Source organism: Pseudomonas sp. LBUM1653 (genome assembly GCF_059716115.1).
The window spans coordinates 4,476,312-4,490,581 of sequence record NZ_CP166803.1 but is presented as its reverse complement, the minus strand read 5'-3'; the positions used below and the strand labels follow the sequence as shown (position 1 = coordinate 4,490,581).

Here is a 14,270-nt window from a genome sequence, read left to right as displayed (position 1 = left end):
CCAATAAGAACAAAAGGAGAGTGAAATGCTTCTGGAAGGCTTTGGCCCGCAGATTTTGCTGGGCACCCTGGCCACAATCAAACTGGCACTCTGGTCGTTGCTGATCGCTGTCCTGGCAGGGCTGCTCGGGGCCAGTTCCAAGCTGTCTTCCAACCGCCTGTTGCGAGCGCTGGCCACTGGTTACACGACGGTTATCCGCAGCATGCCGGACCTGGTGATCATGTTGCTGCTGTTTTTCAGCCTGCAGATGTTGCTCAACCGCATGACCGATTGGCTGGGCATCGGGCAAATCGATATCGACCCGTTCCTGGCTGGCGTGGTGACGCTGGCGTTCATCTACGGGGCGTACTTTACCGAGACCTTTCGTGGTGCCTTCCAGGCAGTCCCGGCAGGTCAGGTCGAAGCGGCGAAGGCCTACGGCATGACCCGCGGGCAAACCTTTCGCAAAGTGCTCTTCCCGCAGATGCTGCGTCATGCGCTACCGGGCATAGGCAACAACTGGCAGGTGCTGATCAAATCCACGGCGCTGGTATCGATCATAGGCCTGACCGATGTGGTCAAGGCCACACAGGATGCGGGCAAGGGCTCGATGCAGTTTTTCTACTTCACCCTGGTTGGCGGCCTGATCTACCTGGCGATTACCACCGTGTCCAACGGCGTATTGCTGTGGCTGGAGCACCGCTACTCGGTCGGTGTCAGGAAGGCCGCGCTATGACCGGCATTCTCGAAGATTACTGGCAGGCTTATCTGTGGAGTGACGGGCCACACTTTTCCGGGTTGGCGGTGACGTTGTGGTTGCTGATTCTTTCGGTGGTGATCGGATTTGTGCTCGCGGTGCCGTTATCGGTTGCCCGGATCAGCCGCAATCCACTGCTTCGCTTGCCGGTCTGGTGCTACACCTACGTGTTTCGCGGTACGCCGTTGTACATCCAGCTGCTGTTCTTCTACACCGGGGTGTACAGCTTGCATGTGGTCCGGTCCCAGGACTTTCTCAACGCGTTTTTCCGTGACGGCTTCAACTGCACGGTGTTGGCGTTCGGGCTCAATACCTGTGCCTACATGACCGAAATTTTCGCCGGTGCCATACGGGCGACGCCCCATGGCGAAATCGAGGCCGCCAGGGCCTACGGAATGGGGCGGCTGACCCTCTATCGGCGAATCGTATTGCCGTCAGCCCTGCGTCGGGCACTGCCGTTTTTCAGCAACGAAGTGATTCTGATGCTGCATTCCACCTCAGTGGCCTTTACGGCCACGGTTCCCGACTTGCTGAAGATTGCCCGTGACGTCAATTCGGCGACCTACGCCTCCTTCACCGCTTTCGGTATTGCCGGGCTGCTGTATGCCGGCAGTGCATTTTTGCTGATCTGGCTGTTTCGTCGCGGCGAACTGCATTGGCTGGCCTACCTCAAGCCGCGCACGCATTGACCCCTATTGGACTTGCTCGAATGTATAAATTGATCGTTGAAGATGTGCACAAGAACTATGGCAGTCATGAAGTCTTGAAGGGGGTATCGCTCAAGGCCCGCGCCGGCGACGTGATCAGCATCATCGGTTCCTCGGGATCAGGCAAAAGTACTTTTCTGCGGTGTATCAACCATCTCGAACAGCCATCGGCCGGGCGCATTATCGTCAATGCCGAGGAACTGCTGACGCGCCGCGATTCAAGGGGCGAGCTGCGCGTGGTCGATCCCGGACAATTGCGCATCATGCGCAGCAAGCTGTCGATGGTGTTTCAGCACTTCAATCTGTGGAGCCACATGACGGTGCTGGAAAACATCATCGAGTGCCCGATGAGTGTGCTCGGCGTGGGTCGGGCGCAGGCCACGGAGCGGGCGCGGCATTACCTGGCCAAGGTCGGCCTGCCATCCAAGGTGGAAGGGCAGTATCCAGTCCATTTATCCGGCGGCCAGCAACAGCGGGTGGCCATCGCGCGGGCGCTGGTCATGGAGCCGCAGGTGATGCTATTCGACGAGCCGACGTCCGCGCTCGACCCCGAACTGGTCGGCGAGGTGCTCAAAGTCATGCAGGAACTTGCCGAGGAGGGCAGGACCATGGTGGTGGTCACCCATGAAATGGCGTTCGCCCGGCAGGTATCGAACCACGTCATCTTTCTGCATCAGGGCCGGGTGGAGGAGCAGGGCGTACCAGGCAGTGTTCTGGAGAATCCCCGAAGCGAGCGGCTGCAGCAGTTTCTGGCAGGGAGCCTCAAGTAACGCAAAGCACTGCGCGGATTGTCGGAACAGCCCTATGTATACTTATCGTGTAAATCACCCCGTTGGTGTTTGACGGGTTGTTTAAAGTGGCGAATGGGAAAATTCGCTATGGTATGAGTATTCAAGGATCTTCATGGGGCATCCGTCTATCAACGAGCGTATCGAAAAAAACCGGCCCGGCCTCGCAAGGCTCAAGATTCGCTCGGCCGTGACGCTGATGATTGCCGTATGCCTGTCGATGGCGGTGATCGTGACCTGGGAAACCTGGAGCTCGCGCCAGTACCATCTGCATGACAAGGAAGTGGCGATGTCCAACCTTGCGCAGACCCTGGCCTCGCAAGCACAGGCGGCGATCAAGCAAGCCGACACTCTGCTGTTCACCCTGGTCGATCGCCTGGAGAACGACGGTATCGACCAGGGTCGGCTCAATCGCCTGCAACGCTTGCTCAGCGCCCAGCGCAGTGAGTTGAGTCAGGTCCATGGGCTGTTCGTCTATGACCAAACCGGCAAATGGATCGCCAACTCCAACGGCGCCGAGGTGGGTGTAGCGAACAATTCCGACCGCGAGTACTTCATCTATCATCGCGATCATCCCGACCGCGGACCGCACATCGGCCCTTCGATCAAGAGCCGCTCCAGCGGCGAATGGATCATGACGGTGTCGCGTCGGGTCAATCATCCGGACGGCAGTTTCGCCGGCGTGGCGCTGGCCACGATCTACCTCAGTCATTTCCTGCAGCTTTACGATGGCATCGACATGGGCAACAACGGTGTGATCAACCTGATCGCCGACGATGCCAGCATCATCGTGCGCCGGCCGTTTCACGAGGCGGACATCGGCACCAGCCTGGCCAAGAGTTCGTTGTTCACCCGGCTCCTGCCACAGGGCAGTTCGGGGACGGCTACCGTAAGATCGATCCTGGATGGCGTGGAGCGGGTCGTGGGCTTTCGCCGGGTCGAGGGTTATCCGCTGATCGTCTTTGCCGCGCTCAACAAGGATGAGGTGCTGGCTGGCTGGCGCCAGGAGTCCTTGCTCAGTGCGGGCATCGTCGCGCTGTTGCTTGGGGTACTGGGGGCGCTCGGGTATCGCCTGATCAGGTTGATGAAGAAGCAGGATCGCATCCAGGGCGAGTTGCTCGGCACCCAGGAGAGGCTGCTTGAGCTTAATCGCAACCTTGAGTTGCTGGCGCTGGAGGACGCGCTCACGGGCCTGGCCAACCGACGCCAGTTTGATCTGTTTATCCAGGCGGAAATGGGCCGCGCCCGGCACAACATGACGGGGCTGGCGCTGCTGATGATCGATGTTGATCACTTCAAGCCGTTCAACGATCGCTACGGCCACCTGGCCGGTGATGAGTGCCTGCGCAAGATCGCTGCGATCATTACCGAGCACATCAGGCGCCCTGGCGATCTGGCTGCGCGCTTTGGCGGCGAGGAGTTTGCCGTGGTGCTGCCGGAGACTGACTACGTCGGGGCATTTCTGCTGGCGGAGAAAATCCGTCATGCGGTCCAGGCAGCCGGCTTGCTGCACAGTGAAAGTCCTGATGGCAAGGTGACGGTCAGCGTCGGTGTCTGCGGTTATGATCCGGCGTCAAAGGCCCAGACCAGCGAGCTGATCGGGGCGGCCGACAAGGCGCTGTACGTGGCCAAGGCCAGCGGGCGGAACATGAGCGTGATTGCCAACTGAGGCTCAGGCAAACCGGTCGCTGCCTTGTACCAGCCGGTTGCAAAGGTACGGTTGCTTGAGCTTCTCCAACCACCAGCCCAACGCCCGCCCGTCGTGATCGCCGCGCCAGCCGGCATACAGAATGTTCGGCTCGCGCGGGTCGGCCATCTGCTTTTCAACCAGCGAGCCATTGTTCAACAACGAGCCAACCCGATGCCTGGGCAGCCAGCCCACGCCGAGGCCGTCGCACTGCGCGAGAATTTTCGCGCGCATGGTCGGCACCGCCAGCACCGATTGGCCACCCGAGACACCGTAAGTACTGCCTTCGCTGGCCCGGGACGAGTCCGCCACAACAATCGCCCGGTGCTGCGCCACCATGGCGCGGGTAATCGGTTCGCTGGCCTTGGCCAGCGCGTGCCTGGGCGAGACGGCGAATACCCACTGCATTTCCCCCAGTTGCATCCAGCGCAGGGACGCGATGGCCGGTGGTTCGTTGGTGGCGCCGATGATCAGGTCGGCGCGGCCTTCACGCAGAGCCTCCCAGACGCCCCGGAGCACCTCCTGGGTGATGCGCAGCGGTACGCCGGAGCCCAGCGCATCGAACTCGTGGATCACCGGGAGCAGGGTTTCGAACTCCAGCAGTTCATCGGTGACGATCCACAGTCGACTCTCCCAGCCATTGGCCACTTGTTGCACCCGTTGGGTCAGGCGCGAGACGTCCTGCATCAGTCGCGCCGCTTCGTTGACCAGCAATTCACCGGCCGGGGTAAGTTGCAGGCGGTAGCGCCGGCGATCGAACAGCAAGGCATCGAAGCGTTCTTCCAGTTGCCGCGCGGCGTAGGACACCGTAGAGGGCGCCTTGCCGAGGTAGGCCGCGGCCCGCGACAGGCTGCCGGTCTCGCGGATCGCTTGCAGCAGCGTCAGGTCTTCAATCGACAGCATGGGCCGAACCCTCGAGTTAGACGGTTACAATAGCCGTCGCCGTTTTTTGTGCCAGATCAATCGAAGGTAGACCAGTACGTTCACCCCCAGTACCGCGCCGCCCAGTCCAATCTGAATGGCCGGTGTCAGCCCGGCCGGGTAAATGATTGGCCACACGTAATGTTCGATAAAGCCACCGCCGTAACCGCTTTGCCCCGCTGCCTGGCGCATCAGGTTTTCCCAGTGCGTCAGCGGGCAGGGCAGGTGGAACACCTCCACCGCCACGCCCCAGATGGCGGCGGGCAGGTGCCACACCATCAGGCGCGGCCATTTCAGAACCAGCAGCCCGCCGCACACGACAAACACAATGAATGCCAGGTGAAACAGCATCAGGCCATCGGCGGCGATTCGGTAGAGCATGTCGACCCCCAGGCGCGTCAGTCGAATCGCTCCATGTTACTCGGGCGGGTGCCTGGCGCTCTATCGATTGTCGCTGCCCAGCGCGCCGAGCACCTTCTTTAAACGCGTCACCATGGCATCGCTGCTGCGTTGCATCGGGGCGCGCAGTTCATCAATGATCAAGCCTTGCAGGGCCAAAGCGCTTTTCACCGGCGCCGGGTTGGGTTCGATGAACAGGCTCTGGATCAGCGGCAGAAGCTGGAAGAACGTTGCCCGCCCGGCCGTCAGCTGGTTGTCGCGAATCTGTCGGTACAACGCCACGAAACGTTGCGGATGGACATGCGCCGACGCGGCAATCGCGCCTTTGGCGCCCAGGCACAGGGCATTGAAGATCTGGTTGTCTTCACCGCACAGCACATCGACCTTGCCGCTGGCCAGCAACGCCAGGGTGTTACCCAGGTTGCCGCCACAGTCCTTGATCGCGACGATCCGCTCATGGGCGACGATGTTCAGCAAGGTCGTCTGGTCGAAGGTCACGCCGGTGCGGTAGGGGATGTCGTACAGGATCAGCGGCACACTGGAAGCATCGGCGACCGTTTTATAAAACGCTTCGAGCCCCGCCTGGGAGGGCCGGATGTAATACGGCGGCGGCACCAGCAGACCGGCCACCGGGCGCTTGAGAATCTCCTCCTGAAAGTGCAGCAGCTCGATCAGGTTGTTGCCGGCCAGGCCCATGACGACCTGCCGGGCCGGCACTTGCTCGAGTACCGCATCGAGCACCGCCAGCTGTTCGTGCTTGCCCATGGCCGCCGGTTCGCCGGTGGTGCCACAGACAATCAGGCCGTCGACGCCGTTTTCCAGCAGATGGCTGACCAGCCGGCGCAACCCGACGAAATCGATGGCGCCATTGTGGAACGGCGTGACGAGGGGAACCCAGATACCTTGAAACGATGACATGCACTTTCTCCTGATGGTTGACCGATTTCGTCACCGTCAGAAGCGTAGAAGGAAGTAAGCAAGGGGAGGGTGGTCCGTCGCGCTCAATGTCCTGTCAGCTCATCTGACGGGACAGCGCGCCCCGGTCACATGAGCGACTGTTTCTTCGATTTGAGGGCGTGCGCAACGCAACCTTGCGCCTTGGCAGTCAAGCCAATAACACAAGTGTCGAGATTAAAGATTGCGGACATCTTTGCTTACACCCTGAATGAGGCGCCCAGTTTTAAAAGCCGGCGCGCTGTTTGTCAATCGCGAACATCAGGAAAATGCAGCACCGTCATGTCGGGCGACGCAAGCCGCCGGCCGATCAATGGCCCAAGTGCGCAAGATTGTTCAAGTCATCGGCCGTGACTGCTGGCACAGTCTGAGGTCTTTCCCTGGTTGCAGAGCGTTATGTCCAACTCACTCATGCCGCGCAGCGCGTTCTTGCGTGGCGCCGTGGCGATCATGCCCTTATCCCTGGCGACGGCGCCCTGGGGCCTGCTGGCCGGTTCCATGGCCATCGAAGCCAACCTCACGCCCCTGCAAGGCCAGGGCTTGTCGAGCATCGTGTTTGCCGGCGCCGCGCAGTTAGTGGCCATCGGCATGCTCAAGGGCGGGGCCGGGATCTTTTCGATCCTGCTGACCACTTTGTTGCTGACCTCCCAGCATCTGCTCTACGGGATGAGCCTGCGTTCGGTGATCTCGCCGTTGCCGGGTCGTTGGCGAGCGGGGTTGGGCTTTTTGCTCACCGATGAACTGTTCGCCCTGACCAGCCAGCACGACAAGCAACAGTTCAATCGCTGGTACGCCCTGGGTGTCGGCCTGACGTTCTACATTGCCTGGAACCTCTTCACCCTGGCGGGCATCGTGCTGGGCAGCAGTATTCCGGGCCTGGAACACCTGGGGCTGGACTTCTCCATCGCGGCCACCTTCATCGCCCTGATTACCCCGGTGGTGCGCAACGTGCCGACCGTTGTCTGTGTCGCGGTCTCGCTGTTCTGCTCGGTGCTGTTCAGCTACTGGCAATGGGGCTCGGCCCTGGTGCTGGCAGGACTGGCAGGCATGAGCGCCGGTTTTATCTGCAACAAATTCCAGGGAGTGCGCACATGATGGTCTGGGCAGTGATTATCGGCATGGGCGTCCTGGTGTTTCTCAACCGCTATGTCTTCCTGGAACCGCGTCTGCCGGTGCGGTTGAGCAGCAATGCCCGGCAGTTCCTCGGCTTCGCCGTGCCGGGCATGTTGACTGCGATCTGCGGGCCGATCGTGTTCATGCCGGACAAGCAACTGAATCTGCAATGGGACAACCCTTACCTGATCAGTTCGCTGGTGGCCGTCGGCCTGGTGCTGTACACCCGCAACACCTTGCTCAGCATGCTGTTGAGCATGGGCTTTTTCTTTTTGCTGCGTGGGTGGCTGTGAGCCGGGCACGGCAAACTGTTCTACGCTTAAAGCTGATGACCGATCCCTTCAGGACGAGAGGTGAACCCATGGCAACAGAGCAAAAGAAACCGGAACCCGAAGACGATATGGATGAACCGACGGAAGAAGAAATCGAACAGCAGAGGCGTTCGACACCGGACTGGAAACATCCCGATGATGGCAAGGAATTGTCGGAGTCTGACCGCAAGTTCTGAGCGACATATTTGGATTGGGTGTATATCCGTTGCTGCGGTAACGGCCACTTAGGGTTTCGCCCTTACGGCGAGTCACTTGGAAAAGACCTGTAGGAGCGAGCATGCTCGCGATGGAGGACAACGATGACGCGGGGAGCCTGACACCCCGAGGTGCTCTCAGGTTTTTCGCGAGCATGCTCGCTCCTACAGGGCCCGCCGCGATGGGCCATTCATGGCCCAGCGCGGCTAAACCGGCATCCTTGCCGGTTTACCCACTGCGCAGAACCGGAACGAAGCCTCTCGATGTGGCAAGAACATCAAAAGCCACAGCAAAAGCGAGGCGGCCTGACAGCCGACCTGATTGCAGGTCTGTCCACGATCCAACTGTGGGAGCGAGCCTGCTCGCGATGAACGTCCAGACAGCGCGTTCATCCAGACAGGGCGCGTTATCGTTGACGTCCATCGCGAGCAGGCTCGCTCCCACAGGGAATCAGGTACAGCCGTAAAAGTCAGGTCGGCTGTCAGGCCGCCTCGCTTTGGCTTTAGATTTGGGCGCCCCGTTAAACCACGATGGCCGAACGCAGGCATTGCGTAGTGGGTAAACCGGCAGGACGCCGGTTTAGCCGCGCTGGGCCAGGGATGGCCCATCGCGGCGACCCACGGAGCAATGCCGGAGTGAGGGCATGCCGAGCCACAGCGAGGCACCGAGTGGTGGGGCAAAAGCCTTTTGCTTACTTTTCGGCGTTTGGAAAAGTGAGTCGCCGTAAGGGCGAAACCCTAGGTGGCCGTTACCGAAGCAATGGATATGCCCCCCCAATCCCTATACAACCCCATGCTTAAGTGAACAACATTACGCATCGAGCGGGTCATCGTCGTAGTTGCCAGCAGCAGATCGGTCGAGCTTATTCCAGCAAATGCAGGAATTCGGGGTGGGCAGCCCGATATCCCAGGTTTCTGTCGATCCAGGCATTCAACTCGTTGACCATGACCGGGGCTTTACCCGGATAACTTTCGAGTATTGAACTCAGGACCTGTTTGATATTGGGAATTGAAAGCAAGTTACGGGTCTGTATGTACTGCCCGATGAAATGGTCGAGTTGGTAGTGCTCTGTCTTTGTAAGATAAATGCACGCCAGACTCACGACTTGATTATTGGTAAAATCGTCGCGCAATTGAGTTCTCTGCAAGGCTTGTTATATGGGATTCCCTTGGTTGTTGACTCTTTGGTCAATTTGGTATGCCGCTGGAAAATACGGCGCGAATCCTAGCCGCAGCACTGACAAATGTATGTAAGTGCCTGGAGTCGTCTGACAAGCGGTGGAAACATCAAAGTGCCATGTTTCTATAGGTATTCATGCCTTGAAAGCGTCAATCAACCCGGCCCCCTGATTCCTGACATTCCCCACTGCCTTGTCAACCCTGTACCACTCAAAAGCATCACTGCCTTCCCCCTGTAGAAGCACCATCTGTTCGGCACGTTCCCTGGGCGTCGCCGGGTCCAGCCATTCGCGTGCCAGTTCTGCGCTGAACACCACCGGCCGGCGATCATGAACGTCCAGCATGCCGCCAGCGCTATCGGCGGTGATGATGACAAAGCCGTCATCGTCCCTGGGGGCTGCACTGCCTTGCGGGAACTGCCCGATGGCCGCGCAGAAGACCGGCCCTTGGTCGCGACGGCGAATCAGCCAGGGTTGCCGCGTGCCGTCTCCGGCATCGACCCATTCGAACCAGTTGTCGACCGGGCAGATGGCGCGATGGGGCCAGATCGCTCGAAAGAACGGGCCGTGGGCGACTTTCTCGACGCGTGCATTGATCGGCGCCGCACGATCCTTCGCCCAGTGCGGTCGCCAGCCCCAGCGCTGCGAGTCGGCGTGCAGGCCATCGCTCTCCAGGTGCAACAGCGCGAGCTGGGTGGTGGGCGCGGCGTTGTAGCGGGCCAGTGGCTGATTGCCGACGTGATTGATCAAGGCGTCGGGAATGCTCAGCACCGCCACGAAGTCGTGAATGCCCCGGTATTGCGACAATCGTCCGCACATCGATCGAACCCTCAGGCTGGAGTGTTGAGCATAGATGTTTGAGCAATTTGCGTTCACAAAGCCTGCCCAAATGTGTCCGGGAGAAAACACTCTGTCGAGTCGCTGTTGCTGCGCCAACACTGTGTGTAACGGGTCATGAGCATATGCATAAAAGGTATTTAAAAATATCTAGTAAGGCCTTTATGGTCTAAAGCATTGAACCTCAAGGAACCTCTAATGAACCTTTCCAGATACCTGCGCGGTCTGTTGACCAGCGCCCTGTTTGCCGCACCACTGACCTACGCCAGCGAACCTGTCGTCCTGCATGTCGGCGATCAGAACTACTACAACATTCGTGCCTCGGTCGAAGCGTCCGGCGTGTTGAATGGGGCACCCTATACCGTCGACTGGAAACACTTCCAGGCCGCCGCGCCGCTGGCCGAAGCCTTGAATACCGGTGCATTGGACCTGGGCTTTCTAGGCGATTCGGGCTTTCTGTTCCTGGCCGCCAAACAGGCGCCGGTCAAGCTGATCGGTGTGTCGCGGCAGAATCCGGACACCATCGCCTTGCTGGTGCCCAAGGACTCGCCGGTGAAAACCATCGCTGATCTCAAGGGCAAGAAAGTCGCCTACTGGCCGGGTGCCTGGAGCCAGCAACTGACCTTGCGCGCCCTGGAACAGGCCAATCTGCCGGAGGACTATGTCGACTTCATCAAGCTGATGCCGATCGATGCGGCCGCCGCGCTGCCCCAGGGCAGCATCGACGCCTTCCCGGTCTGGGAACCGTACATTTCCCAGCAGATCCTCTTCTCCGGCGCCCGGCCGATCCTCACCGCGAAGAACCTGATGCCCGGCCTGAGCGCCATCGCCGCGTCTACCCCTTCGATCGACAGCAAGCGCGAAGCCATCGCCGACTTCCTCGGGCGCCTGAAAAAGGCCCGGGCCTGGGTCGATACCCACACTGACGAATACGCCGACCTGTGGGCGAAGAAGGCCAATCTCGACCAGAATGTGTCCCGCCACTGGTTGCGCCAGGCCCACATGACCGTCGGCCCGGTGGACGCCCAGGCTGCCGGGGATCTGCAGCACACCGCCGACTTCCTGTTCAAGGTCAAGGCGCTGCCGGCCGAGCTTGCCACCGCACCGATCATCGATCATTCGTTCCAGCAGGCACTGGCGAACTGAGCCACCGCCTGGGCGAGCGCCGGAACCAAACACTGTGTACCTTATCCCACCTCGGCCCGCCGCTGTGTGCGGGTCGGCGAAGGATGAACGGGCGATGGATCGTTGCCGTTTGACGTGTTGACCGGAACGGTCTGGCCCAAGGCAAAACATGAAACAGTTGTTCAAGGTTCTATCGGTGTTCGCCATGGCAGTTGGTTTGCTGGGCTGTATCGCCGCACCCATTGAAATGACGTCGCAAACCGAACAAGGGTTGCGCGAACAACCACCGATCCGCTTTCTGCTGACGTTCGACGATGGCCCCAGCGCCTCGAGTTTCTGGAACCCGACCGAGACCGTGCTCGACAGCCTGGCGATCAATCCTCTGCAACCGGGCATCAAGGCGGTGTTTTTCGTGCAGACCCGCGCCTCACGGGCCGGTGCCAGTGAAATCGGGCGGGCGGTCATGCACCGCGAGCGCGATGCCGGGCACATTCTGGCCTTCCACACGGCCACGCCTTCGCACACCAATCATCGCTCTCTGGACGCGCAGGAACTGGAGCAGGCGCTCACCTATGGTTGTGCCGACATCGCCGCGATCACTGGTGTGCCGCCGACTCTGCTGCGCCCACCATTCTGGAGCTACGACAAACGCACCTTCGCCGCCTACCAGCAGCATGGCCTGCATGTGCTGCTGACCGACCTGAGCGCCAATGACGGCAAGATCTGGGGCTTCAACGCCAGCCCCCGGCGCCGCGCCCATATGCTGCGCTCGATGTCCGAAGTGCGCGAACGCATTGCCCGAGGCGAGTTGCCGGTGGTGGACGGGGTGATTCCGGTGGTGGTGACCTTCCACGACCTCAATCGCTACACCGCGCGGCATACCCGCGAATATCTGCAAATCCTTCTCGACAGTGCCCGGGCGACGGGGGTCAGAACCGCCCCAATGGCGTTTTACGACGACACTGCCACGCTGCAACGGGCCGCCATGGCGCGGACGCTGCGTGACAGTTCACAGTCGGCGCAATTGCCGGGGATCTGGAACTGGATCTGGAAAGACAATAGCCACTGAACAAGCCATCTGTGCCCCTTCTGCAGCACAGACCTGATTTCAGCCACGGGGTTGAAATCCAGGTACCCATCCGGGCACAAAATACCCTTATGATGCTGGCCTTTGAATACTACACGTGGGGGTGATAATAATGATTGTGAACGGTGACAACTTCAACATAACCAACCCAGCCTTGTTCAAGCACAGCGTTGAGGGCATACGTCAAAGTATCGCCACCCCGGACAGTTTTTATTGCTCTGATAATGTCATTTGCTGGAATCGAAATCTCAGTTTCATGACTGACGAAAGCTTTATGGAAATCATGAGGCGTAATGCCACTTCCAATGTGGAAATGACGATTATCTGGCGGACGTACATCTTGTGCCACTTCGCAAAACTGGCCCGACGCCTTCCTGGAGACTTCGTCGAGGTCGGTGCATACAAAGGCAACACTGCCAATGTGATTGCAGACAGGATTGACCTCGAATCGACTGGCAAGCAGTACTACCTGTACGACGCGTTCGAGCACACAGGCACTGAAGTCAACCACGCCATGCCTGAGCACAGCTCGGAGTTGTACGCCAAGGTCAAGGAGCGTTTTTCCGGCTACCCTTTCGTCAAGGTCATCAAGGGCTACGTGCCGGAGTCATTTGAGCAAGGATTTCCAGAGCAGATTGCATTTGCCCACATCGATTTGAACCAGGCGCCTGCCGAAGTCGAAGCGCTCAAGAGAATCGTCCCTCGCATGGTGCCCGGTAGCATTCTGGTGCTCGATGATTATGGCTGGTGGTGCTACCGCGCACAGAAGGAAGCTGAAGACCCGCTGCTTGCCGAGTTTGGTTTGGACGTACTGGAGCTGCCTACGGGTCAAGGGATTGTCTTCAAGCCGTAACCGACTCCAGAATGAGGACACACCCTGATCGCTGCGCAGAATCGGCAAAGCGCAGCTATTCTCGTTGGGTCCGTTCCGATCAACTGCCACGGAGGCACCGGCCATGGTTCCCGTTTCAGTCCTTTGCAACATTGTCGAGTCCGGTTTCGAGCCCCTGGCCTGCGAATGCACGGAGAGTGGCGGGCTGCTGCGGATCGAGGTCTATGAACCCGCCAGTGGGCAAGTCAAGCTGATGATTGCCGGTGTATCGACCGAACAGTTGACCAGCGTGCGTGCCATCTCCGACTTGATCGGTGAATTGCGCACCGAGATGCAAGCCGGGCGCCGGGCGTTTGCCGGTTGAAGACCGTGCCCTGTAGGAGCTGCCGCAGGCTGCGATCTTTTGATCTTTAAGAGCAAGATCAAAAGATCGCAGCCTGCGGCAGCTCCTACACGGGCATGATCGCGTGTGGCAGCAGTTCGTCGATCATCCGCAGGCAATGGTTCAATCCCGGTGACACGTCGCCCACCCGCCGACTGAGAATGATCGGTGAGGTGGCGTTGTCTTCCAGCAGCGGGGTGAAACCGATGTCGTCGCGGTGCAGCAACTGCACCGAGGCCGGCACCAGTGTGATCCCTATCCCGGCCCCCACCAGCCCGATTGCCGTCTGCAACTCGTTGGTCCATTGCGCCACATGAATGCTCACCCCATAGGATTCGAACAGCGCGATCACGTGGTCGGCGTAGCTGGGGCGCGGGTTGCCGGGGTACAGCACGAAGGGCTCTTTGGCCAGGTCGCGCAGGCTGACGGGGCCCGCCAGCAGCGGGTGACCGGCGGGCAGGGCGGCCACCAGGCGGTCTTCGGTGAGCACGGTCTGGACGATGGCCGGGTCGTCGATGCGGATGCGGCCGAAGCCGACGTCGATGCGCCCGGCCTTGAGCGCCTGTACCTGCTGCAGCGTGGTCATCTCCGACAGCCCGAGTTCCAGTTCCAGCGGTTCGCCGCTGCGCAACCGGCGAATCAGTTCCGGCAGTACGCCGTAGAGGGTCGATGGCGCAAAGCCAATACCCAGCCAGGTCTTTTCCCCCAGCCCGATGCGCCGCGTGTTGTCGCAAACCTTGTGCAGCTGGTCGAGCAGGGCGGTGGAGTGCTCATGGAAAAAACGCCCGGCGTCGGTCAGCTTCAGCGGTCGGCCACGCTCGAGCAGCATCACCCCCAGTTCATCTTCCAGTTGCTGGATCTGCCGACTCAAGGGCGGCTGGGCGATGTGCAGGCGTTCGGCGGCGCGGGTGAAATTGAGGGTTTGAGCCAACACCTGAAAGTAACGCAGGTGACGCAGTTCCATGGAGCCTCCGGATGTCGAGCGGTTGCATACCTTG

17 protein-coding genes are annotated in these 14,270 nt (G+C 60.0%); 11 read left to right on the top strand and 6 right to left on the bottom strand.

Translation table 11 applies throughout. From position 1 onward, the window contains the following. Nucleotides 1-25: 25 nt before the first annotated feature. From ACA054_RS20070 to ACA054_RS20055, 4 genes are all read left to right on the top strand, one after another. Nucleotides 26-715, top strand: a complete 690-nt coding sequence (locus ACA054_RS20070) for an ABC transporter permease (RefSeq protein ID WP_497685817.1) — start codon at nucleotides 26-28, stop codon at nucleotides 713-715. After that, nucleotides 712-1,425 (top strand): ABC transporter permease, encoded by a 714-nt coding sequence (locus ACA054_RS20065; protein WP_497685816.1) that lies wholly within the window; start codon nucleotides 712-714, stop codon nucleotides 1,423-1,425. The genes ACA054_RS20070 and ACA054_RS20065 overlap by 4 nt, the downstream gene beginning before the upstream one ends. 20 nt (nucleotides 1,426-1,445) lie before the next feature. Continuing rightward, entirely contained in the window at nucleotides 1,446-2,213 is a 768-nt protein-coding gene (locus tag ACA054_RS20060; RefSeq protein WP_497685815.1) for an ABC transporter ATP-binding protein, read from the top strand. A gap of 133 nt (nucleotides 2,214-2,346) precedes the next feature. Beyond that, a complete protein-coding gene (locus ACA054_RS20055; RefSeq protein ID WP_497685814.1) occupies nucleotides 2,347-3,900 on the top strand; it encodes a sensor domain-containing diguanylate cyclase in 1,554 nt (517 codons plus the stop codon). 3 nt (nucleotides 3,901-3,903) lie between these two features. Here the strand turns inward: ACA054_RS20055 and ACA054_RS20050 are convergent, their stop codons facing one another. Genes ACA054_RS20050 through dapA form a run of 3 tightly spaced genes read right to left on the bottom strand, consistent with a single transcriptional unit; the run spans nucleotide 3,904 to nucleotide 6,156 of the window. Next, nucleotides 3,904-4,821 (bottom strand): LysR family transcriptional regulator, encoded by a 918-nt coding sequence (locus ACA054_RS20050; RefSeq protein WP_497685813.1) that lies wholly within the window; start codon nucleotides 4,819-4,821, stop codon nucleotides 3,904-3,906. 24 nt (nucleotides 4,822-4,845) lie between these two features. Next, nucleotides 4,846-5,220 (bottom strand): DUF2784 domain-containing protein, encoded by a 375-nt coding sequence (locus tag ACA054_RS20045; protein ID WP_497685812.1) that lies wholly within the window; start codon nucleotides 5,218-5,220, stop codon nucleotides 4,846-4,848. Nucleotides 5,221-5,280: 60 nt separating this feature from the next. Continuing rightward, nucleotides 5,281-6,156 carry a 4-hydroxy-tetrahydrodipicolinate synthase gene (dapA, locus tag ACA054_RS20040; RefSeq protein WP_497685811.1) on the bottom strand — a complete coding sequence of 292 codons (876 nt, stop codon included), beginning with the start codon at nucleotides 6,154-6,156 and terminating at the stop codon, nucleotides 5,281-5,283. Nucleotides 6,157-6,588: 432 nt separating this feature from the next. On the opposite strand from dapA, the gene ACA054_RS20035 reads away from it, so the two are divergent. The 3 genes from ACA054_RS20035 to ACA054_RS20025 all read left to right on the top strand — a co-directional run bounded on the left by ACA054_RS20035 (nucleotide 6,589) and on the right by ACA054_RS20025 (nucleotide 7,813). Beyond that, nucleotides 6,589-7,287 carry an AzlC family ABC transporter permease gene (locus ACA054_RS20035; protein ID WP_497685810.1) on the top strand — a complete coding sequence of 233 codons (699 nt, stop codon included), beginning with the start codon at nucleotides 6,589-6,591 and terminating at the stop codon, nucleotides 7,285-7,287. After that, complete coding sequence (locus ACA054_RS20030; RefSeq protein WP_497690344.1) at nucleotides 7,287-7,598, top strand: AzlD domain-containing protein; 312 nt, start codon at nucleotides 7,287-7,289, stop codon at nucleotides 7,596-7,598. The genes ACA054_RS20035 and ACA054_RS20030 overlap by 1 nt, the downstream gene beginning before the upstream one ends. A 68-nt stretch (nucleotides 7,599-7,666) precedes the next feature. After that, nucleotides 7,667-7,813, top strand: a complete 147-nt coding sequence (locus ACA054_RS20025; RefSeq protein ID WP_497685809.1) for a hypothetical protein — start codon at nucleotides 7,667-7,669, stop codon at nucleotides 7,811-7,813. Between the two features lie 881 nt (nucleotides 7,814-8,694). Here ACA054_RS20025 and ACA054_RS20020 read toward each other — a convergent pair. After that, nucleotides 8,695-8,964 (bottom strand): hypothetical protein, encoded by a 270-nt coding sequence (locus ACA054_RS20020; RefSeq protein WP_497685808.1) that lies wholly within the window; start codon nucleotides 8,962-8,964, stop codon nucleotides 8,695-8,697. 180 nt (nucleotides 8,965-9,144) lie between these two features. Beyond that, nucleotides 9,145-9,828 (bottom strand): SOS response-associated peptidase, encoded by a 684-nt coding sequence (locus ACA054_RS20015; RefSeq protein WP_497685807.1) that lies wholly within the window; start codon nucleotides 9,826-9,828, stop codon nucleotides 9,145-9,147. A gap of 216 nt (nucleotides 9,829-10,044) precedes the next feature. Between ACA054_RS20015 and ACA054_RS20010 the strand changes: the two genes are divergently transcribed. The 4 genes from ACA054_RS20010 (at nucleotide 10,045) to ACA054_RS19995 (ending at nucleotide 13,254) form a co-directional block, all read left to right on the top strand. After that, nucleotides 10,045-10,992, top strand: a complete 948-nt coding sequence (locus tag ACA054_RS20010) for an ABC transporter substrate-binding protein (RefSeq protein ID WP_497685806.1) — start codon at nucleotides 10,045-10,047, stop codon at nucleotides 10,990-10,992. Nucleotides 10,993-11,140: 148 nt separating this feature from the next. Then, nucleotides 11,141-12,040, top strand: a complete 900-nt coding sequence (locus ACA054_RS20005; RefSeq protein ID WP_497685805.1) for a polysaccharide deacetylase family protein — start codon at nucleotides 11,141-11,143, stop codon at nucleotides 12,038-12,040. 130 nt (nucleotides 12,041-12,170) lie between these two features. Beyond that, entirely contained in the window at nucleotides 12,171-12,911 is a 741-nt protein-coding gene (locus tag ACA054_RS20000) for a class I SAM-dependent methyltransferase (protein WP_497685804.1), read from the top strand. A gap of 103 nt (nucleotides 12,912-13,014) precedes the next feature. Continuing rightward, nucleotides 13,015-13,254, top strand: a complete 240-nt coding sequence (locus ACA054_RS19995; protein WP_497685803.1) for a DUF1652 domain-containing protein — start codon at nucleotides 13,015-13,017, stop codon at nucleotides 13,252-13,254. Between the two features lie 85 nt (nucleotides 13,255-13,339). Here ACA054_RS19995 and ACA054_RS19990 read toward each other — a convergent pair whose 3' ends face one another. Continuing rightward, a complete protein-coding gene (locus ACA054_RS19990) occupies nucleotides 13,340-14,236 on the bottom strand; it encodes a LysR family transcriptional regulator (protein ID WP_497685802.1) in 897 nt (298 codons plus the stop codon). Nucleotides 14,237-14,270 lie beyond the last annotated feature (34 nt).

What these genes read in the sequence shown, in the direction of transcription:
- ACA054_RS20070 (WP_497685817.1), top strand. Translation starts at nt 26, where the DNA reads ATGCTTCTGGAAGGCTTTGGCCCGCAGATTTTGCTGGGCACCCTGGCC.
- ACA054_RS20065 (WP_497685816.1), top strand. Translation starts at nt 712, where the DNA reads ATGACCGGCATTCTCGAAGATTACTGGCAGGCTTATCTGTGGAGTGAC.
- ACA054_RS20060 (WP_497685815.1), top strand. Translation starts at nt 1,446, where the DNA reads ATGTATAAATTGATCGTTGAAGATGTGCACAAGAACTATGGCAGTCAT.
- ACA054_RS20055 (WP_497685814.1), top strand. Translation starts at nt 2,347, where the DNA reads ATGGGGCATCCGTCTATCAACGAGCGTATCGAAAAAAACCGGCCCGGC.
- ACA054_RS20050 (WP_497685813.1), bottom strand. Translation starts at nt 4,821, where the DNA reads ATGCTGTCGATTGAAGACCTGACGCTGCTGCAAGCGATCCGCGAGACC.
- ACA054_RS20045 (WP_497685812.1), bottom strand. Translation starts at nt 5,220, where the DNA reads ATGCTCTACCGAATCGCCGCCGATGGCCTGATGCTGTTTCACCTGGCA.
- dapA (WP_497685811.1), bottom strand. Translation starts at nt 6,156, where the DNA reads ATGTCATCGTTTCAAGGTATCTGGGTTCCCCTCGTCACGCCGTTCCAC.
- ACA054_RS20035 (WP_497685810.1), top strand. Translation starts at nt 6,589, where the DNA reads ATGTCCAACTCACTCATGCCGCGCAGCGCGTTCTTGCGTGGCGCCGTG.
- ACA054_RS20030 (WP_497690344.1), top strand. Translation starts at nt 7,287, where the DNA reads ATGGTCTGGGCAGTGATTATCGGCATGGGCGTCCTGGTGTTTCTCAAC.
- ACA054_RS20025 (WP_497685809.1), top strand. Translation starts at nt 7,667, where the DNA reads ATGGCAACAGAGCAAAAGAAACCGGAACCCGAAGACGATATGGATGAA.
- ACA054_RS20015 (WP_497685807.1), bottom strand. Translation starts at nt 9,828, where the DNA reads ATGTGCGGACGATTGTCGCAATACCGGGGCATTCACGACTTCGTGGCG.
- ACA054_RS20010 (WP_497685806.1), top strand. Translation starts at nt 10,045, where the DNA reads ATGAACCTTTCCAGATACCTGCGCGGTCTGTTGACCAGCGCCCTGTTT.
- ACA054_RS20005 (WP_497685805.1), top strand. Translation starts at nt 11,141, where the DNA reads ATGAAACAGTTGTTCAAGGTTCTATCGGTGTTCGCCATGGCAGTTGGT.
- ACA054_RS20000 (WP_497685804.1), top strand. Translation starts at nt 12,171, where the DNA reads ATGATTGTGAACGGTGACAACTTCAACATAACCAACCCAGCCTTGTTC.
- ACA054_RS19995 (WP_497685803.1), top strand. Translation starts at nt 13,015, where the DNA reads ATGGTTCCCGTTTCAGTCCTTTGCAACATTGTCGAGTCCGGTTTCGAG.
- ACA054_RS19990 (WP_497685802.1), bottom strand. Translation starts at nt 14,236, where the DNA reads ATGGAACTGCGTCACCTGCGTTACTTTCAGGTGTTGGCTCAAACCCTC.